Here is a 26,353-nt window from a genome sequence, read left to right on the forward strand (position 1 = left end):
CGCCCGCACCGCCCGCGCGGGGCCTCGGCGATCCCCGGCCCCCGCTCTCACGCCCCTCCCGTGACCACCCGACCGACTCACCCCGCCACCAGCGACGCAAGGAGCATTCATTGCCTCCCGACCCAGCCCGTCCGGCCGCCGAGATCTGGCACGCCGCCGAACGCCGCCTCTTCGCCAAGCTGCTCGCCGAGTTCGCCTACGAGGAGGTGCTCACCCCCGTCCCCCTGGGTGAGGGCCGCTACGAACTCCCCGTCGCCGACGACCTCACCTACCGGTTCCACGCCGAACGCGGAGCCTACGGCCACTGGCGCGTGGACCCGGAGTCCATCACCCCCGAGGCCGATCCCCTCGCCTTCATCCGCCACGCCCACGACACCCTGCTCGGCCTCGGCGGCGACACCACCGGCCACCTCATCCGCGAGCTGACCGCCACCCTCAGCGCCGACGCCTCCATCGACGAGCGCGCCGCGACCGTCTCCGAGCTGGCCGAACTGGACTACGGCAGGCTCGAGGGCCACCAGAGCGGCCATCCCTGGCTCGTCGCCAACAAGGGCCGGGTCGGCTTCTCCGCTTCCGACGCGGCGCGGTGGGCGCCGGAGTCCCGCGTCCCGCAGAGCCTGCCCTGGCTCGCCGTCCACCGCGACCTCGCCGACTACCGCGGGGTGCCCGAACTCGCCGAGCCTGAGCGGCTCTACGCGGAGGAGCTGAGCGACGAGGTCCGAGCCGCCTTCGCCGCCGCGGTGACGGCCGCCGGACGCGACCCGGGCGACTACCTCTGGCTGCCGGTCCACCCCTGGCAGTGGGACAACACGATCGCGCCGCTCTTCGCCCCGCAGATAGCCGACGGGCTGCTGATCCCGCTCCCCACCGACGGCGACGTCCGGCTGGCCCAGCAGTCCATCCGCACCTTCGTCAACACCAGCCGCCCCACCGGACGCAGCGTCAAACTCCCGCTGTCCATCCTCAACACCCTCGTCTGGCGCGGCCTGCCCACCGAACGGACGCTCGCCGCCCCGGCGGTCACCGCGTGGATGCACTCCCTGCGGGACGCCGACCCGTTCCTCGCCGAGGAGACCCGGCCCGTCCTGCTCGGGGAGACCGCCTCGGTCACCGTCAGCCATCCGCTCTACGACCGGCTGCCCTCCGTCCCGTACCAGTACCGCGAACTGCTCGGCGCCATCTGGCGCGAGCCGGTCGCGCAGTACCTCGAACCCGGCGAACGCGCCCGCACGCTCGCCTCGTTGCTCTCCACCGACCGTTACGGGGCCTCGTTCACCGCCGAGTTGATCCAGCGCTCCGGGCTGGACGCCCGGGAGTGGCTGGGACGGCTGCACGCGGCCCTGCTGCCGCCGCTCCTCCACTTCCTCTACCGCTACGGCACGGTGTTCTCCCCGCACGGTGAGAACACCATCGTGATCTTCGACGCCGACGACATCCCGGTGCGGCTCGCGGTCAAGGACTTCGTCGACGACGTCAACATCAGCTCGGACCCCCTGCCGGAGTTGTCGAACCTGCCGGAGTCCGTGCGTGAGGTCCTGCTCACCGAACCTCCCTCGTTCCTCACCCAGTTCATCCATTCGGGGCTGTTCGTCGGCGTCTACCGGTTCCTGGCGCCGCTGTGCGCCGAGCACACCGGAGTGCCCGAGGACGAGTTCTGGGCGCAGGTGCGGGCGGAGATCCTCCGCTATCAGCAGCGGTTCCCCGAACTGAAGGACAGGTTCGAGACGTTCGACCTGCTCACCGAGCGCATCGACCGGCTCTGCCTCAACCGCAACCGGCTCCACCTTGACGGCTACCGCGACCGCTCGGAGCGGCCGCACGCAGCCGTGCACGGCACCATCGCCAACCCGCTCTCCGGCTGACCGGAAGCCGCCGTGGCGCCCGACCGGGCGGCGGAGGAGTGTCGGTGGCACGGGCTAGGGTGGCTGCCCTATGAGCGCACCATCGGGCGACCCGGCCCTCACCGAGCTGCTGCACGCCGCGGTCGGCGCCATCGGAGGCACCGAACGGCCAGGTCAGAGCACCATGGCACACGCCGTGGCCGAGTCCATCGCGGACGGCACCCATCTGCTGGCACAGGCCGGCACCGGCACCGGGAAGTCCCTCGGCTACCTGGTGCCGGCGCTGGGCCACGGCGACCGCGTGGTCGTCGCCACCGCGACCCTCGCGCTCCAGCGGCAGCTGGTCGAACGCGACCTGCCCCGGCTCACCGAGGCACTGCGCCCGCTGCTCGGCCGTCGCCCGGAGTTCGCCACCCTCAAGGGCCGCTCCAACTACCTCTGCCTGCACCGGCTGCACGAGGGCGTGCCCTCCGACGACGAGGACGGCCTCTTCGACCCCCTGGAGGCCGTGGCCCAGTCCGGGGCCGGCCCCTCCAGCCGGCTCGGCAAGGACCTCCTGCGGCTGCGGGACTGGGCGGACGAGACCGAGACCGGCGACCGCGACGGGCTCTCGCCCGGGGTATCGGACCGCGCCTGGTCGCAGGTCTCGGTGTCCTCCCGCGAGTGCCTGGGCGCGACCCGCTGCGCGTACGGCGCCGAGTGCTTCGCCGAGGCCGCCCGGGAGCGTGCCAAGCTCGCCGAGGTGATCGTCACCAACCACGCGCTGCTCGCCATCGACGCGCTGGAGGGCGCGCCCGTCCTGCCCGGCCACGAGGTGCTGATCGTCGACGAGGCCCACGAACTGGTCTCCCGGGTCACCGGAGTCGCCAGCGGCGAGCTGACACCGGCCGGGGTCTCACGCGCGGTCCGCCGCTCGGGGAAGCTGATCGACGAGAAGGCCGCCGACGCCCTCCTGGCGGCGGGCGAGGAGTTCGAACGGCTGATGGAGCTGGCGCTCCCCGGCCGGCTGGAGGAGATCCCCGAGGACCTCGCCCACGCCCTCGCCCTGCTGCGGGACGCCGCCCGCTCCGCCATCACCGCGATCGGCGCCACACGGGACTCCTCCGTCCAGGACGAGGACGCCGTCCGCAGGCAGGCGAAGGCTTCCATCGAGAACGTCCACGACGTGGCCGAGCGGGTGCTCGCCGGCTCGGAGTACGACGTGGTCTGGTACGAGCGGCACGACCGCTACGGCGCCTCGCTGCGCATCGCCCCGCTGAACGTCTCCGGCCTGCTCCGGGAGAAGCTCTTCACCGAGCGCTCGGTGGTCCTCACCTCGGCCACGCTCCGCCTCGGCGGCGACTTCAACGGTGTCGCCGCTTCACTGGGCCTCAGCCCCGAGGGCGCGATCGACGACGGCGCGGACGACGGCGACGGCTCCGCCCCCTCGGCCGGTGCGGCGGTCGCCGAGGACGTGCCGCGCTGGCGCGGGCTGGACGTCGGCTCCCCGTTCGACTACCGCAAGCAGGGCATTCTCTACGTCGCCCGCCGGCTGGCGCCGCCCGGCCGGGAGGGCAGCCGTTCCGACATGCTGGACGAGCTGGCGGAGCTGATCGAGGCCGCGGGCGGCCGGACGCTCGGGCTGTTCTCCTCGATGCGCGGGGCCCAGGCCGCCGCCGAGGCGATGCGCGGCCGGCTGGACGTCCCGGTGCTGCTGCAGGGCGAGGAGACTCTCGGTGAGCTGATCCGGACGTTCTCCGAGGACGACGCCACCTGCCTGTTCGGGACCCTTTCGCTCTGGCAGGGCGTGGATGTCCCCGGCCCGGCGTGCCAGCTGGTCGTGATGGACCGTGTGCCGTTCCCACGGCCGGACGACCCGCTGATGAGCGCCCGTCAGCGGGCGGTCGAGAACGCCGGGGGCAACGGGTTCATGGCGGTCGCGGCGACCCATGCCGCACTGCTGATGGCGCAGGGGGCCGGCCGGCTGGTGCGGGCGACGGGCGACCGGGGTGTGGTGGCCGTGCTCGACCCCCGGCTGGCCACGGCCCGCTACGGCGGTTTCCTGCGGGCCTCGATGCCGGACTTCTGGTACACCAACGACGGTGCGGTGGTGCGACGTTCGCTCGCCGCGATCGACTCGGCCGCCGGCGCCGGCTCCTCGTGACGTCCTGTCCCCGACGGGCGGGGTGCGGCGAGAAGCGCCGCCGGGAGCCCGGCACGTAAGCGTCAGTGATCTCGCGCCGAACACGCGGATCCGCCGGAGCGCGGCGGCGCGGCGCGACGGCGGCGCACCGCGGGGGACGGCGGGCGCCGGGCCGGAGCCCGGACGCGCCCCCGCGGACGGCACCGCTCAGAGGCGGCGCATCACCGCGACGACCTTGCCGAGGATCGTGGCGTCCCCGCCGGGGATCGGCTGGTAGGCGGCGTTGTGCGGCAGCAGCCAGATCTGTCCGTCCTCGCGCTTGAAGCGCTTGACGGTGGCCTCGCCGTCCAGCATCGCGGCGACGATGTCACCGTTCTCCGCCACCGGCTGACGACGCACGGTCACCCAGTCGCCGTCACAGATCGCGGCCTCGATCATGGAGTCGCCGACGACCTTCAGTACGAACAGCTCGCCGTCGCCGACCAGCTGCCGAGGCAGCGGGAAGACGTCCTCGACCGACTCCTCCGCGAGGATCGGTCCGCCGGCCGCGATCCGGCCGACCAGCGGTACGTAGGAGGCCGCCGGCTTTCCGCCGGCGTCCGACGGCTGCGGGGTGGGCGTCTCCGCGCCGCGCACCTCGTAGGCGCGGGGGCGGTGCGGGTCCCGGCGCAGGAATCCCTTGCGCTCCAGGGCCATCAACTGGTGCGCGACGGACGAGGTGGAGGACAGGCCCACGGCCTGACCGATCTCCCGCATGGACGGCGGGTAGCCGCGTCGCTGCACGGAGTCACGGATCACCTCGATGACCCGTCGCTGCCGGTCGGTCAGTCCGGAGCTGTCGGCCCGGATGCCGGGAGGTCGCCCGGGCATCGAGCGTGTGGCGGGCGGATCCGCCGTCGCGTGCTGGGCGGCGTTGCGCGCCAGGGGTGCCGTGATCGTGTTGTCTGCTGCGGTGGTCATGTCGCCCCTCTCGGACAGGTACTCCCTGGCCAGACAACGGTAGTTGCTATCGAAAGGTTGCGCCAAACACACGTTCGAGTGATATTTCATTGATCTGCTCATTTGATCTTGAAGGCCGGTGTATGGCGCCACGCCCGAGAAGGCCCCAGGCCCCCGTCCGGGGGGCCCGGGGGTATGCCTCCTCTATGCTCTCTCCGGCCCTTCCCGGCCGGTGCGCCCCGCCTGTGGCCCGGTGGCGTGTCCTCCGGGGGTAACCCAAGATCTAGTGGTTGGATGACGCCAGGTCACCCACAGATTGTGGTCCCCGGGTCTTCGCGGGGCCCCGCATCGCTTATGCTGGGTACCGACCTCGACGGGTCGGCCGCCACGCGCGGACCAGCCCGTCACGGCGGCTTCGAACCAAGGAGAGCGGGAGCCATGCACTGTCCCTTCTGTCGGCATTGCGACAGCCGGGTCGTGGACAGCCGCACGGCCGACGACGGCACCACGATCCGTCGTCGCCGGCAGTGCCCGGACTGCTCCCGGCGGTTCACCACGCTGGAGACCGCGGCACTGATGGTCATCAAGCGCAGCGGGGTCACCGAGCCCTTCAGTCGCGACAAGGTGATCGCCGGCGTCCGGAAGGCGTGCCAGGGACGGCCGGTCACCGAGGACGCCCTGGCGCTGCTGGGGCAGCGCGTCGAGGAGGCCCTGCGCGCGACGGGGAGCGCGGAACTCTCCGCGCACGATGTCGGGCTGGCGATACTCGGACCGCTCAAAGAACTCGACCTCGTCGCCTACCTGCGCTTCGCCTCGGTCTACCGGGCGTTCGACACGCTGGAGGACTTCGAGGCCGCCGTCGCGGAGCTGCGTGAGCCCCGGGACGGCGTGGACCCGGCGGTGGACGGCGACGACGCCGACGCCGCCCGCCCGGCCGGCACGGCCGGCGGTACCGGCTGAGGCCGGTGCCCGCCCCGGCCCGAGGCCGGCGCACACGCACACACCGGCGGGACCGCCCAGGTCGCGGCCCGCTGACAGAACAGAACGGTGCCCCAGGGAAGATTCGGGGCACATCAGGGCGTTTCACGCCCGTATGGGAGGCGGCATGACAGAGACGGCGAGCAGCCCGGCACGAGGTTCCCGTGCCAAGGGCGGCAAGGGCACCAAGGCCAAGACCGGCAAGGGCCTGCGGATCGGACGCGTCCACACCACCCCCGGCGTGCATCCGTACGACGAGGTGACCTGGCAGCGCCGGGACGTCGTGATGACCAACTGGCGCGACGGCACGGTCAACTTCGAACAGCGTGGCGTCGAGTTCCCCGACTTCTGGTCGGTCAACGCCGTCAACATCGTCACCAGCAAGTACTTCCGCGGCGCCGTCGGCAGCCCCCAGCGTGAGACCAGCCTGCGGCAGCTCATCGACCGGGTCGTCACGACCTACCGCGCGGCCGGCGAGGAGCACGGCTACTTCGCCTCCGGCGAGGACGCGGAGATCTTCGAGCACGAGCTCGCGTACGCGGTCCTCCACCAGATCTTCGCCTTCAACTCCCCGGTCTGGTTCAACGTCGGCACCCGTCAGCCGCAGCAGGTCAGCGCCTGCTTCATCCTCTCCGTCGACGACTCCATGGAGTCGATCCTCGACTGGTACAAGGAAGAGGGGATGATCTTCAAGGGTGGTTCCGGCGCCGGTCTCAACCTCTCCCGTATCCGTTCCTCCAAGGAACTGCTCTCCTCGGGCGGCAACGCCTCCGGCCCCGTCTCCTTCATGCGCGGCGCCGACGCCTCCGCCGGCACCATCAAGTCCGGCGGAGCCACCCGCCGCGCGGCGAAGATGGTCGTGCTGGACGTCGACCACCCCGACATCGAGGCGTTCATCGACACCAAGGTGAAGGAGGAGGAGAAGATCCGCGCGCTGCGCGACGCAGGTTTCGACATGGACCTCGGCGGCGACGACATCACCTCCGTCCAGTACCAGAACGCCAACAACTCGGTCCGCGTCAACGACACCTTCATGCGTGCCGCCCGCGCCGGCGAGAAGTTCGGGCTGCGCGGCCGGATGGCCGGCGAGGTGATCGAGGAGGTCGACGCCCGCGCGCTGCTGCGCCGTATGGCCGAGGCCGCACACGTCTGCGCCGACCCGGGCATCCAGTACGACGACACCATCAACCGCTGGCACACCTGCCCCGAGTCCGGCCGGATCACCGCGTCGAACCCGTGCAGCGAGTACATGCACCTGGACAACACCTCGTGCAACCTGGCGTCGATCAACCTCATGAAGTTCCTCAGCGACGACAACGGACACCAGTCCTTCGACGTCGAGCGCTTCACCGCGGTGACCGAGCTGATCATCACCGCGATGGACATCTCCATCTGCTTCGCGGACTTCCCCACCGAGAAGATCGGTGAGAACACCCGCGACTTCCGCCAGCTCGGCATCGGCTACGCCAACCTCGGCGCCCTGCTCATGGCCACCGGCCACGCCTACGACTCGGACGGCGGCCGGGCCCTCGCCGGCTCCATCACCTCGCTGATGACCGGCACCGCCTACCGGCGGTCCGCCGAACTGGCCTCCGTCGTCGGCCCCTACGAGGGATACGCCCGCAACAGCGAGGCGCACCGCCGGGTGATGACACAGCACTCCGACGCCAACGCCTCCGCCCCGCGCGGCGACGACCTGGACACCCCGGTCTGGGCCGCCGCCACCGAGGCATGGCAGGACGTCGTGCGTCTCGGCGAGCAGAACGGCTTCCGCAACGCGCAGGCCAGCGTGCTCGCCCCCACCGGCACCATCGGCCTGATGATGGACTGCGACACCACCGGCGTCGAACCCGACCTGGCCCTGGTCAAGTTCAAGAAGCTGGTCGGCGGCGGCTCGATGCAGATCGTCAACAACACGGTGCCCAAGGCGCTCAAGCGCCTCGGCTACCCGACCGAGCAGGTCGAGGCGATCGTCGCCCACATCGCCGAGCACGGCAATGTCGTCGACGCCCCGAGCCTCAAGCCCGAGCACTACGAGGTGTTCGACTGCGCCATGGGTGAGCGCTCCATCTCACCGATGGGCCACGTCCGCATGATGGCCGCCGCGCAGCCGTTCCTCTCCGGGGCCATCTCGAAGACCGTCAACATGCCGGCCACCTCGACCGTCGACGATGTGGAGGAGATCTACGTCCAGGGCTGGGAACTGGGCGTCAAGGCACTCGCCGTCTACGTCGAGAACAGCAAGGTCGGCCAGCCCCTCTCGGCGAAGACCAAGGACTCCGCCGCCACCGGCGACAGCACCGCACCGGCGGCCGAGCCCGAGAAGATCATCGAGTACCGCCCGGTGCGCCGCCGGCTGCCCAAGGGGCGTCCCGGCATCACCACCTCGTTCACCGTAGGCGGTGCCGAGGGGTACATGACGGCCAACTCCTACCCGGACGACGGGCTGGGCGAGGTCTTCCTGAAGATGTCGAAGCAGGGCTCCACCCTCGCCGGCATGATGGACGCCTTCTCCATCGCCGTCTCCGTCGGCCTCCAGTACGGCGTGCCGCTGGAGACCTACGTCTCGAAGTTCACCAACATGCGCTTCGAACCCGCCGGAATGACCGACGACCCGGATGTGCGCATGGCGCAGTCCATCGTCGACTACATCTTCCGCAGGCTGGCGCTGGACTTCCTGCCCTTCGAGACCCGCTCCGCACTCGGCATCCACTCCGCCGAGGAGCGCGAACGGCACCTGGAGACCGGTTCCTACGAGCAGGCCGCGCACGAGCTCGACGTCGAATCACTGGCCCAGTCCGCCCCGACCGCCCCCGAACCGGAGCGTGCGGACCGGCCCGCGGAGCAGCGGCCCGCGCCGGCACCGCAGCAGCAGATCCACAACTCGACCGAGCTGGCCGAGATCCAGCTCGGCCTGAGCGCGGACGCCCCGCTGTGCTTCTCCTGCGGCACCAAGATGCGCCGCGCCGGAAGCTGCTACCTCTGCGAGGGGTGCGGCTCCACGAGCGGCTGCAGCTGATCGCGGCGCCGGGGGCGGGTTCCTGAGAACCGACGAGAACGCCGAACGGGGCGGGAGGCATCGTGTGATGCCTCCCGCCCCGTTCGGCGCAGGACCGGGACCGCCGCCCTGGCCGGCGTGCGGTCCGGCGGGGGCTGTCGGCCGCGGGGTGGCCATAGGATGGCGCGGTGCTGGTCAAGTGGATGAGATGCTCGGTCACCGATCGGGTCGGATTCGAACGTGGGCAGCGGAAGTGGGCCGGCCTGCTCGGTGAGCCCGGGTTTCGCGGCCAGGGCGGCGGATGGGGGCGCGGCGGCCCGGACACGGTCCACATGTTCGGCTTCTGGGAGAGCCGCGCTCTCTACGACTCGTTCATGGCGCGCTCCCACGACCGTCTCGCCGCCTCCCAGGCGGGGACCTACCGCGACGTGCAGGTCCGGCTGTTCGAGTACCGGTTCGACGTCAAGATGGGGTTCGAGCCACGCTTCGCCGACGCCGACCTGCTGCGAGTCGCGCACTACCAGGTGCGGGAGGACCGTGGCGAGCACTTCGCACTGATGCAGGAGAAGGTGTGGAACCCCGCCATGGCGGGGTCGCCCGGCATGCTGCGCGGGGTCTTCGCCGAGGCGGAGAAGGTGCGCGAGTTCCTGGTCCTTTCGATGTGGGACTCGGGGGCCGAGCGCGCCAAGTACCGCAGGGAGCGGGTGGAACGGCTGGCGCTGCGGGCGCAGACGGGCGCCGACATCGCGGCGATAACCGGCGACGTCATCGACCTCGAGCCCACCTGGACCGTGTGACCACCCCGCGCTCGCGCGGTCCGCCGCACCCGTTCAACCCGGTCGCAGTACGCGAGGCCGCCGCGTCACCGGGTTCCGCACTGTCGCTGCTCACATGGCCGTGAACCGCTGTGCGTTCGAGCGGCCGCCACTACGCTGTCTGCCATCATGGCTGCCCCTGTCACGGATGACTCAGAGCGCCGCCTCCGGGCGCTGGCCGCCCTGCGAGGGCTGGCGGTCGGGGACGCGCTCGGTGCGAGCGTCACCAGGGCCGCGGTGCCCGGAGCGGTGCGCCGGGGCGAGCTGCCCGGCGGCCTCTGGCGCTGGACCGACGACACCCAGCTGGCGGGTTGCGTGCTGCGGGTGCTCTCCGACCACGGACGGATCGAACAGGACGCACTGGCCTCGGAGTTCGCCCTGCGCTACGACCCCTGCCGTGACTACGGCCGATCGGCCGCTGAGCTTCTCGAACGGTTCGGCGCGGGCGGCCGCTGGAACGTCGAGGCCCCCGCGCTCTTCGCCGGAGCCGGCTCCTGGGGCAGCGGGGCGGCCATGCGGGTCGCGCCGCTGGGAGCGTGGTTCGCCGGCCGCCCCGAACGGGTCGCGGCTGAGGCGGAGCGCAGCGCGGTGGTGACCCACACCCACCCCGAGGCGGTGGCGGGCGCCGTCGCGGTGGCGGCTGCCACCGCGTTCGCCGCCGCCGGCGAGCACCGTCCCGAAGTGCTGCTGATGGCGGTCGCGGAGCAGTTGCCCCGCACGGCCATGCGGGGCGCCGTCCGGCGGGCCGCCGATCTCCTCGACTTCGCCGACGTGGCGACGGTCGCCGCGGTACTGGGCTCGGGACGACGGACCACCGCGCACGACACCGTCCCGTTCGCGCTGTGGGCGGCCGCACGCCACCTCGACGACTTCCGGGCCGCCGTGTGGAGTTGCCTGCGGGCGGGCGGTGACATCGACACCACCGCCGCGATGGCGGGCGGCATCGTCGCCGCCGCCGGGCTCAGCGCTCCTCCCGCCGAGTGGGCGGCGCGGGTGGAACCCCTGCCCACCTGGACCGGCTGAGGCTGACCGACTGACCGCCTGACCGGCGGCGACGGTCACGCCTCGCCGGACGGCACCCGGCGGACATCCGCCGTCAGCCGTGGGCCGGTTGACCGAGCGCCGTCACCACGTGCGGGACACCCCGGCGCTGCCGACCCGAACGGCGCGCCGCGATGACAGCCGCGATGACACGGGGAGGGCGCGTGACGCGGACGCCCCGAGCGTAGGGTGGGCATCGTTATGGCCTACGACCCACCCACCCACACCGTTGAGCGCTCGCTCCGCGCCACCACCGGCGCCCGGCTGGTCGCCGGGGTCGACGAAGTGGGCCGCGGCGCCTGGGCGGGGCCGGTCACCGTGTGCGCCGCCGTCACCGGCCTGCGCCGGCCGCCCGATGGGCTGACCGACTCCAAGCTGCTCACGGTGAACCGCCGCACGACCCTGGCCGCAGAGCTCCTCGGCTGGGTCACCGCGCACGGCCTCGGCCACGCCAGCCCCCAGGAGATCGACCAGCTCGGGATGACGGCCGCGCTCCGCCTCGCGGCGGTGCGGGCGCTGGAAGCGCTGCCGGACCGCCCGGACGCGGTCATTCTCGACGGGAAACACGACTACCTCGGGCCGCCGTGGCGGGTGCGAACCGTCATCAAGGGTGACCTGTCGTGCGTCTCGGTCGCGGCCGCCTCGGTGATCGCCAAGGTGCACCGGGACAACCATCTGGCAGAGATCGGCCGGAGCCACCCCGAGTTCGGCTTCGAGAGCAACGCGGGCTACCCGGCCCCGGTCCACCGGCGCGCGCTGGAGGAGCAGGGGCCAACCGAACACCACCGCCGGAGCTGGGCTTACCTGGACGACCTCCCGCGCTGGAGCCATCTCCGGTTGCCCGCCCCGCGCCCCGCCGCGACGGCATCTCCCGAGGACAGCGGCCAGCTCGGGATGTTCTGAGCCGCGACAGCCGGCCGACGATGTGGTGGCGGGCACCCGCCGCCGGCCGCGCGCCCTGTCTCCGGTGGAACGGCCCGGCGCTCGCCGGACCGTCCCCGTCTGTCACCCGCCCGCTCCGCTCACGCCTGGGTGGCCAGCACGAGCGGCATCACCCCCGTCGCCCCGGATCGCAACAGCAGCCGCCCCGCCACCGCCAGCGTCCACCCGGTGTCGGTGAAGTCGTCGACCAGGAACACCGGACCGCGTGCCTGTGACAGCGCTTCGCGCAGCCCCGGCCCGAGCGAGAGCCGACTGTGCAGGGCCTGCAGGCGCTGAGCGCTGTTGCTACGGGAGAACGGTGGGCCCTCACAGACCACCGTGCCGAGCACCGGCATCCGGCCCACCTCGGCGATGCGCGCGCCCAGCGACTCCACCAGGCGCGGTCTCGAACGCGACCCCACGGTCACCACGCCCACCGGCCGGGCCGCTCTGTCCGCACCCGGCCCGGCCCAACCACCGGGCCCACGCGCCCAGTCGGCGAGCACCGTGACCATCGCGTTGACCGCGTCCTCCGGGACGTCCTGGTCCGGAGCCTGGGGAGCGAGCAACGGCCGGAGCCTGTTGCCCCATCCGATGTCCGACAGCCGGCCCAGGGCACGGCCCGGTGCGATCTGGTCACCGGACGGGATCTTTCCTCTCAGCTCCAGCCCCACGGCCGCCAGACCGGACGGCCACATCTTCCGTGGCTCCACCGGGACCCCCGGCCTGCCGAGGTCGTCCCGTGCGGAGGCCAGGGCGTCCGCTGAGACGTCCGCCGTGAACAGGTGCCCGGTGCACCGGTCGCACCGACCGCACGGCTTCGCCTCCGTGTCGTCGAGCTGGCGGCGCAGGAACTCCATCCGGCAGCCCGCGGTGTCGGCGTACTCCCGCATGGCCTGCTGCTCCGCCTCCCGCTGTCGTGCGACCCAGGCGTACCGGTCGTGGTCGTAGCTCCACGGGCGGCCGGTCGACTCCCAGCCGCCCTTGACCCGCCGCACGGCGCCGTCGACATCGAGAACCTTCAGCATCATCTCCAGCCGTGTGCGCCGTAGTTCGACCAGCGGTTCGAGCGCGGGCAGGGAAAGGGGCCGTCCGGCTTCGGCGAGTACCTCCAGTGTGCGCCGGACCTGCTCCTCCGCGGGGAACGCCAGGGACGCGAAGTACTTCCAGATCGCCTCGTCCTCCGGTCCGGGCAGCAGCAGCACGTCGGCGTGGTCCACACCGCGGCCGGCCCGGCCGATCTGCTGGTAGTAGGCGATGGGGGAGGAGGGGGAGCCGAGGTGCACGACGAAGCCGAGGTCGGGCTTGTCGAAACCCATGCCTAGCGCCGAGGTGGCCACCAGCGCCTTCACACGATTGGCGAGGAGGTCTGCCTCGGCCGCCTCCCGGTCCGCGTTCTCGGTGCGGCCCGTGTAGGAGAGGACGCCGTGGCCCCGTTCACGGAGGTAGGAGGTCACCTCCTCGGCCGCCGCCACGGTGAGCGCGTAGATGATGCCGGAACCCGGCAGCTCCCGGAGGTGGCCGTCCAGCCAGGCGAGCCGGTGCGCGGCGTCCGGGAGCCGCAGTACCGAGAGCCGCAGGCTCTCGCGGTCGAGAGTGCCGCGCAGCACCAGCGCGGTGCCGGACTCGTCGGTGCCCAGCTGTTCCGCGATGTCGGCGGTGACCCGGGCATTGGCCGTGGCCGTGGTCGCCAGCACCGGCACCCCGGTGGGGAGTTCGCGCAGCATGGTCCGCAGGCGCCGGTAGTCGGGGCGGAAGTCGTGACCCCAGTCGGAGATGCAGTGCGCCTCGTCGACCACCAGCAGGCCGGTCGCGGCGGTCAGGCTCGGAAGGACATGGTCGCGGAAATCGGGGTTGTTGAGCCGCTCGGGACTGACCAGCAGCACGTCGACCAGCCCTTCGGTGACCTCCTGCTGGATGGCCCCCCATTCCTCGGGGTTGGCGGAGTTGATGGTGCGCGCGGTGATCCCGGCCTGACGTGCGGCGGCGATCTGGTTGCGCATCAGCGCCAGCAGCGGCGAGACGATCACGGTCGGGCCGCCGCCCCGGGACCGCAGCAGGGCCGTCGCGACGAAGTACACGGCCGACTTGCCCCAGCCGGTGCGCTGGACGACGAGGGCCCTGCGGTGCTCGGCCACCAGCGCCTCCACCGCGCGCCACTGGTCCTCGCGCAGTGACGCTCCGGCGTTCCCCACCAGCTTGGCGAGGATGCCGTCGGCCTCGGCGCGCAGGCCGCCGGGGTCGTCGGCCGGATGGGGTGGTGCCGTCTCGGGCTGGTCGTGGTCCATGTGCCCATGCAACCCGATGAGTCGTGCCCCGCGCCAACAGGCCCTGTGGACAACTCTCCGTTCTTCCGACTGGTATGACCATAGACGCCACCTGTGTATAACTTTGAGCACGTTTTTCCCCGAACGGGCACGGTGGTCCGCATGAACCGCAACGACGAGGCCGCCCGGCGGCCCGAATCCGGCAGCACCTCCCGTATCCACCTCCCCGCCCAGCGCACCGCTCCCAGTCATCGTGCCGATGAGCCGGCAGCCGGTGGCCCCGATCCCACCCGGCCCAACCCGGGCGGCGAATCCGCCGCCCTCGACAACCGCGTCACCCTCCGAGGCCCCGGCGAACTGGCCGACGCCCTGCCCTACCTGCTCGGCTACTACCCCGACGACTCCATCGTCCTGGTCGCGCTGCAGGGCGCCCGGCACCGCGTCGGCGGTCGCGTGCGCACCGCCATCCCTGAGGACACCGGCACCTGGCGGCAGACCGCTGCCGAGGTCGCGACCTGTCTGGTCGAGGGCAGCGCCTCCCGCGACCGCAGGCCGGACGCGATGGTGCTCTACCTGTGCCAGGAACCGCGCGCCGGTGAACAGCCGCGCGACGTCCTGGAGCGGCTCCGCCCGCTCGCCCAGTACATGCGCACCACCTGTGGCGCCCACGACATCCCCGTCCTGGAGGCGCTGTGCGTCTCCGGCGGGCGCTACTTCTCCTACTGCTGCCCCGACACCGCGTGCTGCCCCACGGAGGGTCGCGAACTCCGTACGGAACCGGCGTCGCCGATCGCCGCGGCCGCCACCTACGCCGGGGTCCGGGTTCAGGGGTCGCTCCGGGATCTCGAACAGCGGGTGACTCCCCTGGGAGACCCGGTGGCCGGGCGGCAGATCCAGGCCTTCGATGTGGCGGCGCGCGCTCTGGTACCCAAGATGCTCGGAAATCCGGCCGAGATCGCCGAGGTGCGTGCCGAGACCCTGCGCACGGCCGAACGGCTGATGACCCGCTACCGCCGGGGCGGACTCTCACAGGGCGGGCCCGAGGCGGCCGACCTCCGCGACGATGCCCTCCTCACCTCGCACGAGGCCGCCCTGCTCGTTCTCGGCCTCCAGGACCGCGTCACCCGTGACCGCGCGGCGCAGTGGATGGAGGGGCCCTCGGCGCGGGCGGCGCTGCGACTGTGGCGGGCCCTGGCCCGCCGATGCGTCCGCGCCTACGAGGGGCACGCGCCGGCCCCGCTGACCCTGGCCGGCTGGGTGGCCTGGTCCCTGGGCGAGGACGCGGCGGCACGCGTCGCCATCGGACGCGCGCTGGAGTCCGACCCCGGATACACCTTCGCGCGCCTGCTGCATCAGGCCATCAACGACGGGATGGACCCGGAACCGCTGCGCCGTTGCCTGAGGCGGCGGCGAGAGACCCGAACGCCCTGATGGAGTAGCGGCGGACAACTATGATCACCGCATGCCCTACGAGCCGTCAGACTATCCGCCGTTCGCTGTCACCGTGGATCTGGTCGTGCTCACCGTGCGGAGGCACGCGCTGTGCGCTCTGGTGGTTCGCCGGGGTGAGGACCCCTTCAAGGGCTGGTGGGGTCTGCCCGGCGGCTTCGTCCTCCCGGACGAGGATCTGGCCACCGCCGCCGCGCGGGAACTGGCCGAGGAGACGGGACTGCAGGCGTCCGGCCCGGACAGCGGGGCCGCCGGGGTGCACCTGGAGCAGCTGGCCACGTACGGCGAGCCCGGCCGCGACCCCCGGATGCGGGTGGTGAGTGTCGCGCACCTGGTGCTCGCTCCGGACCTGCCGGCACCTACTGCCGGCGGGGACGCCGGCAGTGCGCAGTGGATGCCGGTGGACGAGTTGCTGGGCGCCGGCCCGGGCGAGGGTGAGCGCCGGCCACTCGCCTTCGACCATGACCGGGTCCTCGCGGACGGTTTGGAGCGCGCGCGCTCCAAGCTCGAGTACTCGGCCCTTGCCGCCGCATTCTGCGGGCCGGAGTTCACCGTCGGTGAGCTGCGGAGGGTCTACGAGGCGGTCTGGGGCGTCGTGCTCGACCCCCGTAACTTCCATCGCAAGGTCACCGGCACTCCCGGGTTCCTGGTGCCCGCGGGAGGCACCACCACCCGACAGGGGGGCCGCCCCGCGCAGCTCTTTCGCGCGGGCGCCGCGATGATCCTCAACCCACCGATGCTGCGTCCCGACGTCTGACCGGTTCCGGTCTCGCCGGCACGGACGGCGCCGCCCGGTGTCCCGTGAGTGGTCCACAGACGTTCCACGGGTGTTCCACGGATGGCGACGCCGGGCGGTGCGCGTCGGCGTCGGGGGAGCGGTGGGCCGGTGAGCGGGTGGCGCACGCCGTCGTGAGCGCTTGGCCGGTCACGCGGGGTGTGTGCCCCGGCCCGCCCGTCACGTCGTCAACCGTCGTCCGTCACCGGGGTGGCCGTAGCGACGCCTTCCCGGGGGCGTGAACGCTTGAACGTGCGACCCCCGCGTGTGTGAAGTCGCGAGTGGGCCGATCGTGCCGCGGGCCCTCAACCGGCGCACGGCGGGGGTTTGTCTGGTTTGAGGTGATTGGTCGTCAATTATGCGGGGGTTGAACATCACCCTTTCGTGTGCTTTTCACCAAAGACCTCAAGGGATCTCCGAGCACCGCCGACAAAGGATGCGTGACTACCCTTGCGCAGACCATGATGACCGCCGCTCGCCCCTCCGTCGCCGGATCGGGTGAGTTCGACCGCTACTCCTACGCCGAATCCACCGGCGCGGCCCGCACCACCAGCGCCCCCGCCTGGGACGGCGCCGACTCCGACCTGGGGCGCGTCGGGCGGCGCGCTCCCGGCAACCGCGGGCGCGGCCTCCACGGCCAGCTCGTCCAGCAGCTCGGGCAGATGATCGTTTCCGGCGACCTCGGCGCCGATCGCCCGCTGGTGCCCGAGGAGATCGGGCAGCGTTTCGAGGTCTCGCGCACGGTGGTGCGCGAGTCGCTGCGAGTTTTGGAGGCCAAGGGGCTGGTGAGTGCCCGGCCCAATGTGGGTACCCGGGTCCGGCCCGTCGGTGACTGGAACCTCCTGGACCCGGACATCATCGAGTGGCGCGCCTTCGGCCCCCAGCGGGAGGACCAGCGTCGCGAGCTCTGCGAGCTGCGCTGGACCATCGAGCCCCTCGCCGCCCGGCTCGCCGCGGGCCACAGCAACGAGGAGGTCCGCCAGCGGCTCGGCGACATGGTCGACATCATGACCCACGCTCTCGGTCAGGGGGACGGGCTGACCTTCTCCCGTGCCGACATCGAGTTCCACACGCTGCTGCTGCAGGCCGCCAGCAACCGGATGCTGGAGCACCTCTCCGGGATCGTGTGCGCCGCGCTCCAGGTCTCCGGCGGCGGTTCGGCGGCGTGCGAACACCCCACGGAGGCGTCCGTCGGCCACCACCAGCGGATCGTGGACGCGATCGGCGCGGCCGAGCCGTCCGCGGCCGAGCTCGCGGTGCGCCAGCTGCTCGCCCCGCAGCCCGAGGGCGCGCTGCCCACCCCCGGTCAGGAGCACGTCGTTCCTGCTCCGCGTGAGCACTGACGCGCGTCCCTGGCGTCGCCGGGGCCGTCGGACGACGGGCTCCGGCGACGCATGTCGGCCGGTCCCGCTACAGTCGGGCATGCGGTGTGACTCGGGACACGCGAAATGCGGCGTAACACTTCGGGGAGCAGCGCGATGACTGTTAAGTAGCAGCCGCGGCAGCGGATGCGCCCGGGTCTCCTGCGGCGCCGCCGGCCACCACACTGCTCACCGAATCCGGTGGTCGATTCCCGTCACCGGTCGCGGTTCCACCTGGATGGGTGGGGCCGAAGCCGTTCCCAGAGTTCGAGAGGTTGTTCGTGTCGGCCAGCACTCCCCGTACGATCCCTGCAGAGATCGCCGAATCCGGTTCTGTGATGGCGCTCATCGAGCGGGGCAAGGCCGAAGGGCAGATCGCTGGTGATGACATCCGCCGGGCGTTCGAGGCTGACCAGATCCCGTCCTCCCAGTGGAAGAACGTTCTGCGCAGCCTCAACCAGATCCTCGACGAGGAAGGCGTGACGCTGATGGTGAGTGCAGCCGAGGCGCCCAAGCGCTCTCGGAAGAGCGTCGCGGCGAAGACATCCGCCAAGCGCACGGCCACCCGGACGGTGGCGGCGAAGACCGCTCCCGCCCCGCAGGCCGCCACCGCCTCCGTCGGTGACGCCCACGCGGGTGACGCGGAGTCCGCGGGATCGGCCGCCGGGTCCGCGGCGAAGAAGGCCACCGCCAAGAAGGCCGCCCCGAAGAAGGCCGCCGCCAAGAAGGCCACGGCGAAGAAGACGGCCACGAAGAAGACCGCCGCCAAGCGCGGCGAGGCCGACGACCTCCCGGACGAGGCGGAGCTCGCTGAGGGCCCCGCCCGCGGCGGCAAGCCCGGCGCCGACGGGAAGGTCGAGGGTGAGGGCAAGGAGGCCGAGGGCTTCGTCCTGTCCGACGAGGACGAGGACGACGCCCCCGCGCAGCAGGTCGCCGCAGCCGGTGCCACCGCCGACCCGGTCAAGGACTACCTCAAGCAGATCGGCAAGGTCCCGCTGCTCAACGCCGAGCAGGAGGTCGAACTCGCCAAGCGCATCGAGGCGGGCCTGTTCGCCGAGGACAAGCTGGCGACCGCCGACAAGATCGCGCCGAAGCTCAAGCGCGAGCTGGAGATCATCGCCGAGGACGGCCGGCGGGCGAAGAACCACCTGCTGGAGGCGAACCTCCGCCTCGTGGTGTCGCTGGCCAAGCGGTACACCGGTCGCGGCATGCTCTTCCTGGACCTCATCCAGGAGGGCAACCTCGGTCTGATCCGCGCGGTGGAGAAGTTCGACTACACCAAGGGCTACAAGTTCTCGACGTACGCGACCTGGTGGATCCGGCAGGCCATCACCCGCGCCATGGCCGACCAGGCGCGCACCATCCGTATCCCGGTGCACATGGTCGAGGTCATCAACAAGCTGGCCCGTGTCCAGCGTCAGATGCTCCAGGACCTGGGCCGCGAGCCCACCCCGGAGGAGCTGGCCAAGGAACTCGACATGACCCCCGAGAAGGTCGTCGAGGTCCAGAAGTACGGTCGCGAGCCCATCTCCCTGCACACCCCGCTCGGCGAGGACGGCGACAGCGAGTTCGGTGACCTCATCGAGGACTCCGAGGCCGTGGTGCCCGCCGACGCGGTGAGCTTCACGCTCCTCCAGGAGCAGCTGCACTCCGTGCTGGACACGCTGAGCGAGCGGGAGGCCGGCGTCGTCTCCATGCGGTTCGGCCTCACCGACGGTCAGCCGAAGACGCTGGACGAGATCGGCAAGGTCTACGGGGTCACCCGTGAGCGGATCCGCCAGATCGAGTCGAAGACCATGTCCAAGCTCCGTCACCCCTCGCGTTCGCAGGTTCTCCGCGACTACCTCGACTAGTCGCTTCGACGGCCGGCCGCGTGCCGGCCGTCCTTCACGCGGGAGACCGCGCGCAGCAGGCGCCAAGCCGTCGCTCCGGGACGCCGCCCATACGGCGGCGGGGAGCGGCGGCTTCGCCATGTCCGCTTCTGTGGTGCCGGGCCGCCCGGTCTCCCCGGCGGGCGCGGAGCCGGTACCGGACCCGCCGTCCTGAGGCCATTCCGGTCAGGTCCGGCGCGTCACGTGTGCGCGCGGCCCTTCTCGGCGGCGGTTCCCAGGGTCGTCTCGGCCGTCCGGGTGAGTCGCCACCGGCGTCGGCCACGCTGCTCCGTCGGAGTGACCCGACTGCGGTGCCCCCGGCGGGCGGCCTTCCGTGGCACGCTCCCCTGCGCCGTGGGGGAGCGTGCAGAGCGCTGTCCGGCTGGCCTCACCGGTGGTGCTTCCGCCGTCAGGCCGCGTCACTCCGGTCACGCAGCGGATTCGCCCGATCGGGTATCCGGGATGCGCACCCCTCGCGAGTGCTCCACCCTGGGTGATCAGACAAACCCGTTCGGTCAGGAGATTGCATGAGTCGTCTGCCCAGACTGCTGCTCACCGGCTGCGCCCTGATGCTGCCGCTCGCCCTGCTTCCCAGCTCACCCGCATCGGCCGGCGAGCTGGTGGTCGGCGGCCATCCCGTGCGTGCCGAGGACCACCCGTGGACCGTCGCGCTCAGCAGCCGTGACCGGTACGGGGAGGACCGTTCCGGTCAGTTCTGCGGCGGCGTGGTCGTGGAGCCCGGTCTGGTGGCCACCGCCGCGCACTGCCTGGGAAGCGGCGAGGAGGGTGCCGACGACGGTGTTCCGGCCGATCTCGCCGTCATCGCGGGCCGCGCCGACCTCGGTGCCGGCGGGGACGCGGTCGGCGAGGAGCTCGCCGTCGCGTCCGCGTGGATCCACCCCGACTACGACCCGAACCGCCAGACCCACGATCTGGCGCTGCTGACGCTGGAGGGCGAACTTCCCGACGGCCATGTCATCCGGCCCGCCCCGGAGGGGCACGAGGCGTACAGCGCCGACACCGAGGCCGAGGTCTACGGCTGGGGTGACACCACCGGCGAGGGCCGCTACTCCCGGCAGTTGCTGCGCGCCGATGTGCGCATGGTGGCCGACGACGACTGCGCCCGGACGTACGCCACCGGCAGCCCCCGCTTCGTGGAGGCCGTGATGGTCTGCGCCGGCCTCCCCGAGGGAGGGGCCGACGCCTGTCAGGGCGACAGCGGCGGCCCGCTGGTCGCCGACGGCCTGCTGGTGGGCCTGGTGTCCTGGGGAAGCGGATGCGGCCTGGAGGACCGCCCGGGCGTCTACACGCGGGGGTCCCTGGTGGCGGAGGCGCTGGACCAGCGCGGTGCGGCCGTCAGCTGACCGGAACGCCGGTCTCGCGGACGCACAGGAGCGCGCGGAGGGGCGGTCACCGGTATACGCCGGTGACCGCCCCTCCGCGCGCTCTGGTGGCGGTCCGCGTGACGCGGGTCACCGTTGGGGCGGATGGGGCATGCCGAGAACGGACCGGAACAGGGCGACGGGCGGTCGGACCCCGGTGTGGGGTGCGACCGCCCGTCGTCACACGTTCTCAGCCCGTCGGGTTGCTCGGGACGCGGTGCGTCGGTCCGTCAGGTCAGCGTTCCTCGTCGCCCACGGTTTCGGGAGTCGCGGTGAGCTTCTCCGTCTCGTCCTGTATTTCCGCGGCGATCTTCTGGAGCTCAGGGGTGAACTTGCGGCCGTGGTGAGCGCAGAACAGCAGCTCGCCACCACTCACAAGCACGACGCGCAGGTAAGCCTGGGCGCCGCACCGGTCGCACCGATCGGCGGCCGTCAGCGGGGTCGCGGGTGTCAGAACAGAAGTCACGTCGCCTCTTCTCTAGCTCGACGAGCTGTCGTACCAGGGTCAACATCCAACCAGGCCGAAAACGTTCCCGCTCGCGGCTTTTCTTCGGGAACTTCTCGCAAGATGACCTCCCGAAGGCGGCTGAACGCTGCCGGGTGGCGGCGAATGAGCCGTATTGCGTTGGGTGCACCGTGATCGTCGTGCGCCTGTACACGACGATCATTGTCGTTCCGGTCACTGCCGGTCGCGCCCGGGGGCGCCTCCGACACCTTCCTTGTTCAGAAGGACGTGCCCGGAGCCTAAATGGTTCATGCCTCCAAGGGAACGCGATGTCTTCGTCACTCGATCGATGTTTCGAACGCCTGTGCGCTTCTGGGGTACCCTGAGCCCGCTCGCGGGTGGGCTGCGCACCAGCTGTACCAAGCCTCGGTACCCTCTGAGCGGCGAACCCGCCACCCAGGCAGAATTCAGCGAGGAGCGAACTGCGTGACCGCCGATACATCCGTGCCGTCGACCGCCCTGCTCACCGGCGGCGATACCGGGAGCAACTACACCGCGCGGCACCTGCTCGTCCTCGAGGGTCTGGAGGCGGTGCGCAAACGTCCTGGCATGTACATCGGGTCCACGGACAGCCGCGGCCTGATGCACTGCCTCTGGGAGATCATCGACAACTCCGTCGACGAGGCCCTGGGAGGTCACTGCGACCACATCGACGTCGTCCTGCACGACGACGGCTCGGTCGAGGTCCGGGACAACGGCCGCGGCATCCCGGTGGACGTCGAGCCGAAGACCGGCCTCTCCGGCATCGAGGTCGTCATGACCAAGCTCCACGCCGGCGGGAAGTTCGGCGGCGGCTCCTACGCCGCCTCGGGCGGCCTGCACGGTGTCGGTGCCTCGGTCGTCAACGCGCTGTCCGCCCGGCTGGACGTCGAGGTCGACCGCGCCGGCCGCACCCACGGCATCAGCTTCCGTCGCGGCACGCCGGGGATCTTCACAGAGCAGGGCCCGGACGCGCCGTTCGACCCCTCCAGCGGGCTGGTGGCCGGCCGCAAGATCCCCAAGACGCGTACCGGAACGCGGGTCCGCTACTGGGCCGACCGCCAGATCTTCCTGCGGGACGCCCGGCTGTCGCTCGACACGCTGTACGCTCGCGCCCGCCAGACGGCCTTCCTGGTGCCCGGTCTGACCATCGTGGTGCGGGACGAGCGCTTGTCCTCGGGGGAGGGCGCCGGCCCGAGCAGCGAGACCTTCCGGTACGACGGCGGGATCAGCGAGTTCTGCGAGTTCCTGGCGCCGGACAAGCCGATCTGTGACGTGCTGCGGCTGCGCGGCTCCGGCAGCTTCAAGGAGACGGTCCCGGTCCTGGACGACCGGGGCCACATGATCCCCACCGAGGTCAAGCGCGAGCTGGAGGTCGATGTCGCGCTGCGCTGGGGCACCGGCTACGACACCACGCTCAAGTCCTTCGTCAACATCATCGCCACGCCCAAGGGCGGCACCCATGTGGCCGGCTTCGAGCGTGCCGTCGCCCGTACCGTGAACGAGGTGCTGCGCTCCGCCAAGCTGCTGCGGGTCGCCGAGGACGATGTCGTCAAGGACGACGCCCTGGAGGGCATGACCTCCGTCGTGACCGTGCGGCTGGCCGAGCCGCAGTTCGAGGGGCAGACCAAGGAGGTGCTGGGCACCTCAGCGGCGGCGCGGATCGTCGGGCAGGTGGTCGCGAAGGAGCTCAAGGCGTTCCTGACCTCCACCAAGCGTGACGACAAGCAGCAGGCCCGCTCCGTGCTGGAGAAGGCGGTCGCCGCCGCCCGCACCAGGATCGCCGCGCGTCAGCACAAGGAGGCGCAGCGCCGGAAGACCGCGCTGGAGTCGTCGGCGCTGCCGGCGAAGCTCGCCGACTGCCGCAGCGACGACGTGGACCGCAGCGAGCTGTTCATCGTGGAGGGCGACAGCGCTCTCGGCACCGCCAAGCTCGCCCGGAACTCCGAGTTCCAGGCGCTGCTGCCTATCCGAGGCAAGATCCTCAACGTCCAGAAGTCGTCGGTCTCCGACATGCTGAAGAACGCCGAGTGCAGCGCGATCATCCAGGTCATAGGAGCGGGGTCGGGCCGGACCTTCGACATCGACCAGGCCCGCTACGGCAAGGTGATCTTCCTCGCCGACGCGGACGTGGACGGTGCCCACATCCGGTGCCTGCTGCTGACGCTCTTCCAGCGCTACATGCGGCCCATGGTCGAGCAGGGCCGTGTCTTCTCCGCCGTTCCGCCCCTGCACCGCATCGAGCTGTCCAACCCCAAGAAGGGGCAGGACAAGTACGTGTACACCTACTCGGACCGGGAGCTGCGCGACCTGCTGCACCGGCTTGAGGAGCAGGGGGTGCGGTACAAGGAGTCGATCCAGCGCTACAAGGGACTCGGCGAGATGGACGCCGACCAGCTCGCGGAGACCACGATGGATCCTCGCCACCGCACCCTGCGCCGGATCAACATCAGCGACTTGGAGGCGGCCGAGCAGTCGTTCGCACTGCTGATGGGCAACGAAGTGGCGCCCCGCCGCGAGTTCATCACCAACTCGGCAGCCACGCTGGACCGTTCACGCATCGACACCTGAGCGTCCGCCATGGGCCCCGGTGCGGCGCTCCCGGCTCGGGACCGCCGCGCCGGGTGCCGGCGGCGCCGGGGCCCGGCGCCGCCGTGAGGACCGGACCGGCGGTCAGCCGTGGGTGCCGGCCAGCAGCAGGGGGCGGACGCCGCTCACCACCATGCGCGACTGCGGCAGCAGCGCCGCGCCGCAGGAGGCGGGCGAGGCGGGCAGGGTGGAGCCCTCGGCCACGGCGACCTCCCAGCGGCGGCCGTCGGTGTGGCCCACGGTCACCCGCCAGTGCGGGGCCTCGCGGTCCGCGGCGGGCGGCCGCGTCCGCAGGCGCGCAGGTCCCTCCCGCACCTCCAGGACGTCGAGCGCCCCGGCGCGTGTCTCGCCGATGTGCTTCCGCAGCGCCAGCTCCGCCGCCTGGGCGGGGCGGTCCCACGTGGAACGTCCTCGGCACCTCTCGGTGACGACCCGCCCGCCCCGCACCTCGTGCAGCACCTGCTTGACCTCCGGCGCCGACATCCGGCCGTACGCGTAGCCGTAGGGCAGGACCAGCAGTGTCGGAGAGAAGCGGTGGCCGCCGATGTGGGTGATCTCCCAGGCGTCCACGTCACCGGAGGCGGCGAGCTCCGCTGCGAGCGGGCGGCCCAGCACCGCGCAGCACCGGTCCCGCTTCCCGTTGGTGCACACCAGCGCCAGGGGGTCGCCGAGGTGCGGACGGCCGAAGCCGTCGTGCTCACCGGCGCCCAGCCGCCCCATGTCCAGCGTCCGGAGGATCTCGGGATCCGTGACCCGTGCGGACCGCAGCCAGGACCGGCCGGGCGCGGTGTGTGCCAGGAAGACGCGGCGTCCGGACGAGGGGCCGGTGTCGGCGTGACGGCCGGGGCGCCGGATCAGCGCCACCCGCACGCCGCCCGCCGTGCCGGCGGCGTCGAGGTCGCGGCCGAGTGCGGGGTCGAGACGACTCTGGGTGAGGGCCTTGCTGCCCCAGGGGCCCGGTTGCTCCACGAGCAGCCAGGTACGGGCGAAGGCCGCGGTCCCGGCGAGGGGTTCGGCCTGGTCACGGGAGGTGGTGGCACAGGAGATCACAAGGCTTCTCCGCCCGGTGGTGCGGCAGGAGTGGACATAGCTGAGCCTAACCTGACCGGACCGTCCGGGCGCGCCGGGCGCACACTGTGTGTCGAAGCTGCCCCCGGAGCTCGCGGCGGCAGATCGGCGGCACCCCACCGGCACCCACCGGCACGTCACCGGCGGCCGGGCCCGTCCACGGTGAGGCGAGGGCGGATCGCGGGGAGGTCAGGGCAGTTCGCGGGGAGGACGCGGGCCCCGGTACGCGCCGCTGGGGCGCAGCCGCATCGCCGGTTCGGTGTACTCCTCCAGGGCGTGTGCGATCCAGCCGGCGGTACGGGCCACCGCGAAGACGGCCTGGCCCGCCTCCGGCCGCATCCCGCACGAGACGGTCAGCACAGCCAGGGCGAGGTCGATGTTGGCGTGCGCGGCCCGCTGCCGGCCGGCCGCCGCCGCCACCTCGCGCGCCGCGCCGAGAGGTTCCCTGGCGGCGGGCACTTCGGCGAGCAGCGCGAACAGCGCTGTGGCCCGCGGGTCCTCGGCCGGGTAGAGCAGGTGGCCCAGGCCGGGCACACCGCGCTGCTCGCGGATGCGCCCGGCGACCACGGCGGCGGCGCTTCCGTGGTCCAGGACTTCGGCGACCATCCGGTGCGCGGGGGCAGCCGCGGCGCCGTGGAGGGGCCCGTCGAGTGCGCCGAGTCCGGCCAGGACCACGGCGTAGGGGTGGGCGCGTGCGGTCGCGGCGACCCGTGCGGCGAGGGTGGAGACGGCGAGGTCGTGGTCGATCAGCAGAACCAGGGCGGCGTCCAGCGCCCGCACCCCGGCGCCGGTGGGCGCATGGGCGGTCAGGCGGGCCCACAGCCGGTCGGCCAGTTGCGCGTCCGGGGCGGGTTCCGGGCCCAGCGGGGGCTGGGCGTCGACCAGCGCGGCGATGAGGGCGCGTGCCGTGGCGTGGACGGCGGCCGGGGTGAGGTCGGAGCGCAGGGGGTCCGCGGCGCAGGCACCCACGACGGCGGCGTGGAGCCGGTCCTCGGTGGCGCTGTGCGCGGGTAGCGCAGCGACGCAGGCGCGGGCCGCGTCCAGCTGTTCCTGTGGCGCGCGGAAGCGGATGCCGGTGGTCAGGCCGCCGGTCCACAGCCAGTCCGCCACCTCCTCGTAGCCGTACCCGGTGGCGAGCACTGTGGTGTCCACGCCCCGGTAGTAGCAGCGGTCCCGTTCGATCAGGGTGATCCCGGTGGCGAGGGGTGTGAACGGCGTGGGCCGGGAGGACTGCGGGCGTCGCGCGGAGTGGCGGGCCAGTGCCTCCACCTCGCGGGCGTCGAAGGTGCTGCCCCGGCCCTCCGGCGCGCGCCGCCGGGTGAGCAGTCCCCGGCTGACATAGGCGTAGACGGTCTCCGCCTTCACTCCCAGCCGCTCGGCGGTCTGCCGCGTCGTGAGCCGGTCGTCACTGTCCTGCTGATCGGTCATGGGCGCCATCCTTCAATATTGATG

18 protein-coding genes are annotated in these 26,353 nt (G+C 72.0%); 13 read left to right on the forward strand and 5 right to left on the reverse strand.

The window, feature by feature from the left end; all coding sequences use genetic code 11:
- The first annotated feature begins 110 nt into the window (after positions 1–110).
- Together E0D90_RS02935 and E0D90_RS02940 are read left to right on the forward strand one after the other, a co-directional pair.
- A complete protein-coding gene (locus tag E0D90_RS02935) occupies positions 111–1,862 on the forward strand; it encodes an IucA/IucC family protein (protein WP_130796482.1) in 1,752 nt (583 codons plus the stop codon).
- A gap of 70 nt (positions 1,863–1,932) precedes the next feature.
- Positions 1,933–3,984, forward strand: coding sequence for an ATP-dependent DNA helicase (locus tag E0D90_RS02940; protein ID WP_130796483.1), 2,052 nt, complete (start codon positions 1,933–1,935; stop codon positions 3,982–3,984).
- Positions 3,985–4,170: 186 nt separating this feature from the next.
- On the opposite strand, the gene lexA is transcribed toward E0D90_RS02940, so the two are convergent.
- Complete coding sequence (lexA, locus tag E0D90_RS02945) at positions 4,171–4,923, reverse strand: transcriptional repressor LexA (RefSeq protein WP_103503153.1); 753 nt, start codon at positions 4,921–4,923, stop codon at positions 4,171–4,173.
- Between the two features lie 417 nt (positions 4,924–5,340).
- Between lexA and nrdR the strand changes: the two genes are divergently transcribed.
- The 5 genes from nrdR to rnhB all read left to right on the forward strand — a co-directional run bounded on the left by nrdR (position 5,341) and on the right by rnhB (position 11,637).
- Positions 5,341–5,862, forward strand: a complete 522-nt coding sequence (gene nrdR / locus E0D90_RS02950) for a transcriptional regulator NrdR (RefSeq protein ID WP_130796484.1) — start codon at positions 5,341–5,343, stop codon at positions 5,860–5,862.
- Between the two features lie 145 nt (positions 5,863–6,007).
- Positions 6,008–8,899, forward strand: a complete 2,892-nt coding sequence (locus tag E0D90_RS02955) for a vitamin B12-dependent ribonucleotide reductase (protein WP_130796485.1) — start codon at positions 6,008–6,010, stop codon at positions 8,897–8,899.
- A 167-nt stretch (positions 8,900–9,066) separates the two neighbouring features.
- Positions 9,067–9,675: a DUF4937 domain-containing protein gene (locus tag E0D90_RS02960; protein ID WP_130796486.1), complete on the forward strand. Its 609-nt coding sequence runs from the start codon at positions 9,067–9,069 to the stop codon at positions 9,673–9,675.
- A gap of 147 nt (positions 9,676–9,822) precedes the next feature.
- Complete coding sequence (locus E0D90_RS02965; RefSeq protein WP_130796487.1) at positions 9,823–10,716, forward strand: ADP-ribosylglycohydrolase family protein; 894 nt, start codon at positions 9,823–9,825, stop codon at positions 10,714–10,716.
- Between the two features lie 219 nt (positions 10,717–10,935).
- Positions 10,936–11,637, forward strand: a complete 702-nt coding sequence (gene rnhB, locus E0D90_RS02970; RefSeq protein ID WP_130796488.1) for a ribonuclease HII — start codon at positions 10,936–10,938, stop codon at positions 11,635–11,637.
- Between the two features lie 119 nt (positions 11,638–11,756).
- On the opposite strand, the gene E0D90_RS02975 is transcribed toward rnhB, so the two are convergent.
- Positions 11,757–13,943 carry a RecQ family ATP-dependent DNA helicase gene (locus tag E0D90_RS02975; protein WP_130796489.1) on the reverse strand — a complete coding sequence of 729 codons (2,187 nt, stop codon included), beginning with the start codon at positions 13,941–13,943 and terminating at the stop codon, positions 11,757–11,759.
- Positions 13,944–14,084: 141 nt separating this feature from the next.
- Between E0D90_RS02975 and E0D90_RS02980 the strand changes: the two genes are divergently transcribed.
- The 5 genes from E0D90_RS02980 to E0D90_RS03000 all read left to right on the forward strand — a co-directional run bounded on the left by E0D90_RS02980 (position 14,085) and on the right by E0D90_RS03000 (position 20,742).
- Positions 14,085–15,353, forward strand: coding sequence for a DUF4192 domain-containing protein (locus tag E0D90_RS02980; RefSeq protein WP_130796490.1), 1,269 nt, complete (start codon positions 14,085–14,087; stop codon positions 15,351–15,353).
- Positions 15,354–15,384: 31 nt separating this feature from the next.
- Positions 15,385–16,128, forward strand: coding sequence for an NUDIX hydrolase (locus tag E0D90_RS02985; protein WP_130796491.1), 744 nt, complete (start codon positions 15,385–15,387; stop codon positions 16,126–16,128).
- 404 nt (positions 16,129–16,532) lie between these two features.
- A complete protein-coding gene (locus E0D90_RS02990) occupies positions 16,533–17,489 on the forward strand; it encodes a FadR/GntR family transcriptional regulator (protein ID WP_103503145.1) in 957 nt (318 codons plus the stop codon).
- 299 nt (positions 17,490–17,788) lie between these two features.
- Positions 17,789–19,360 (forward strand): RNA polymerase sigma factor, encoded by a 1,572-nt coding sequence (locus E0D90_RS02995; RefSeq protein ID WP_265415933.1) that lies wholly within the window; start codon positions 17,789–17,791, stop codon positions 19,358–19,360.
- A 545-nt stretch (positions 19,361–19,905) separates the two neighbouring features.
- Positions 19,906–20,742: a serine protease gene (locus tag E0D90_RS03000; protein WP_130796493.1), complete on the forward strand. Its 837-nt coding sequence runs from the start codon at positions 19,906–19,908 to the stop codon at positions 20,740–20,742.
- Positions 20,743–20,995: 253 nt separating this feature from the next.
- Here E0D90_RS03000 and E0D90_RS03005 read toward each other — a convergent pair whose 3' ends face one another.
- Positions 20,996–21,226, reverse strand: a complete 231-nt coding sequence (locus tag E0D90_RS03005) for a DUF7455 domain-containing protein (RefSeq protein ID WP_103503142.1) — start codon at positions 21,224–21,226, stop codon at positions 20,996–20,998.
- A gap of 465 nt (positions 21,227–21,691) precedes the next feature.
- Between E0D90_RS03005 and E0D90_RS03010 the strand changes: the two genes are divergently transcribed.
- Positions 21,692–23,815 carry a DNA gyrase/topoisomerase IV subunit B gene (locus E0D90_RS03010; RefSeq protein ID WP_130796494.1) on the forward strand — a complete coding sequence of 708 codons (2,124 nt, stop codon included), beginning with the start codon at positions 21,692–21,694 and terminating at the stop codon, positions 23,813–23,815.
- A gap of 102 nt (positions 23,816–23,917) precedes the next feature.
- Here E0D90_RS03010 and E0D90_RS03015 read toward each other — a convergent pair whose 3' ends face one another.
- Positions 23,918–24,883, reverse strand: a complete 966-nt coding sequence (locus tag E0D90_RS03015; RefSeq protein WP_130796495.1) for a ferredoxin family protein — start codon at positions 24,881–24,883, stop codon at positions 23,918–23,920.
- A 207-nt stretch (positions 24,884–25,090) separates the two neighbouring features.
- Positions 25,091–26,329 carry a citrate synthase gene (locus E0D90_RS03020; RefSeq protein ID WP_130796496.1) on the reverse strand — a complete coding sequence of 413 codons (1,239 nt, stop codon included), beginning with the start codon at positions 26,327–26,329 and terminating at the stop codon, positions 25,091–25,093.
- Positions 26,330–26,353: the final 24 nt, after the last annotated feature.

This window comes from Streptomyces otsuchiensis (assembly GCF_004305975.1).
Lineage (GTDB): Bacteria > Actinomycetota > Actinomycetes > Streptomycetales > Streptomycetaceae > Streptomyces > Streptomyces otsuchiensis.

Coding starts and splice junctions, on each gene's coding strand:
- lexA (WP_103503153.1), bottom strand. CDS start 4,923: ATGACCACCGCAGCAGACAACACGATCACGGCACCCCTGGCGCGCAAC.
- E0D90_RS03000 (WP_130796493.1), top strand. CDS start 19,906: ATGAGTCGTCTGCCCAGACTGCTGCTCACCGGCTGCGCCCTGATGCTG.
- E0D90_RS02975 (WP_130796489.1), bottom strand. CDS start 13,943: ATGGACCACGACCAGCCCGAGACGGCACCACCCCATCCGGCCGACGAC.
- nrdR (WP_130796484.1), top strand. CDS start 5,341: ATGCACTGTCCCTTCTGTCGGCATTGCGACAGCCGGGTCGTGGACAGC.
- E0D90_RS02965 (WP_130796487.1), top strand. CDS start 9,823: ATGGCTGCCCCTGTCACGGATGACTCAGAGCGCCGCCTCCGGGCGCTG.
- E0D90_RS02955 (WP_130796485.1), top strand. CDS start 6,008: ATGACAGAGACGGCGAGCAGCCCGGCACGAGGTTCCCGTGCCAAGGGC.
- E0D90_RS02940 (WP_130796483.1), top strand. CDS start 1,933: ATGAGCGCACCATCGGGCGACCCGGCCCTCACCGAGCTGCTGCACGCC.
- E0D90_RS03020 (WP_130796496.1), bottom strand. CDS start 26,329: ATGACCGATCAGCAGGACAGTGACGACCGGCTCACGACGCGGCAGACC.
- rnhB (WP_130796488.1), top strand. CDS start 10,936: ATGGCCTACGACCCACCCACCCACACCGTTGAGCGCTCGCTCCGCGCC.
- E0D90_RS02985 (WP_130796491.1), top strand. CDS start 15,385: ATGCCCTACGAGCCGTCAGACTATCCGCCGTTCGCTGTCACCGTGGAT.
- E0D90_RS02980 (WP_130796490.1), top strand. CDS start 14,085: ATGAACCGCAACGACGAGGCCGCCCGGCGGCCCGAATCCGGCAGCACC.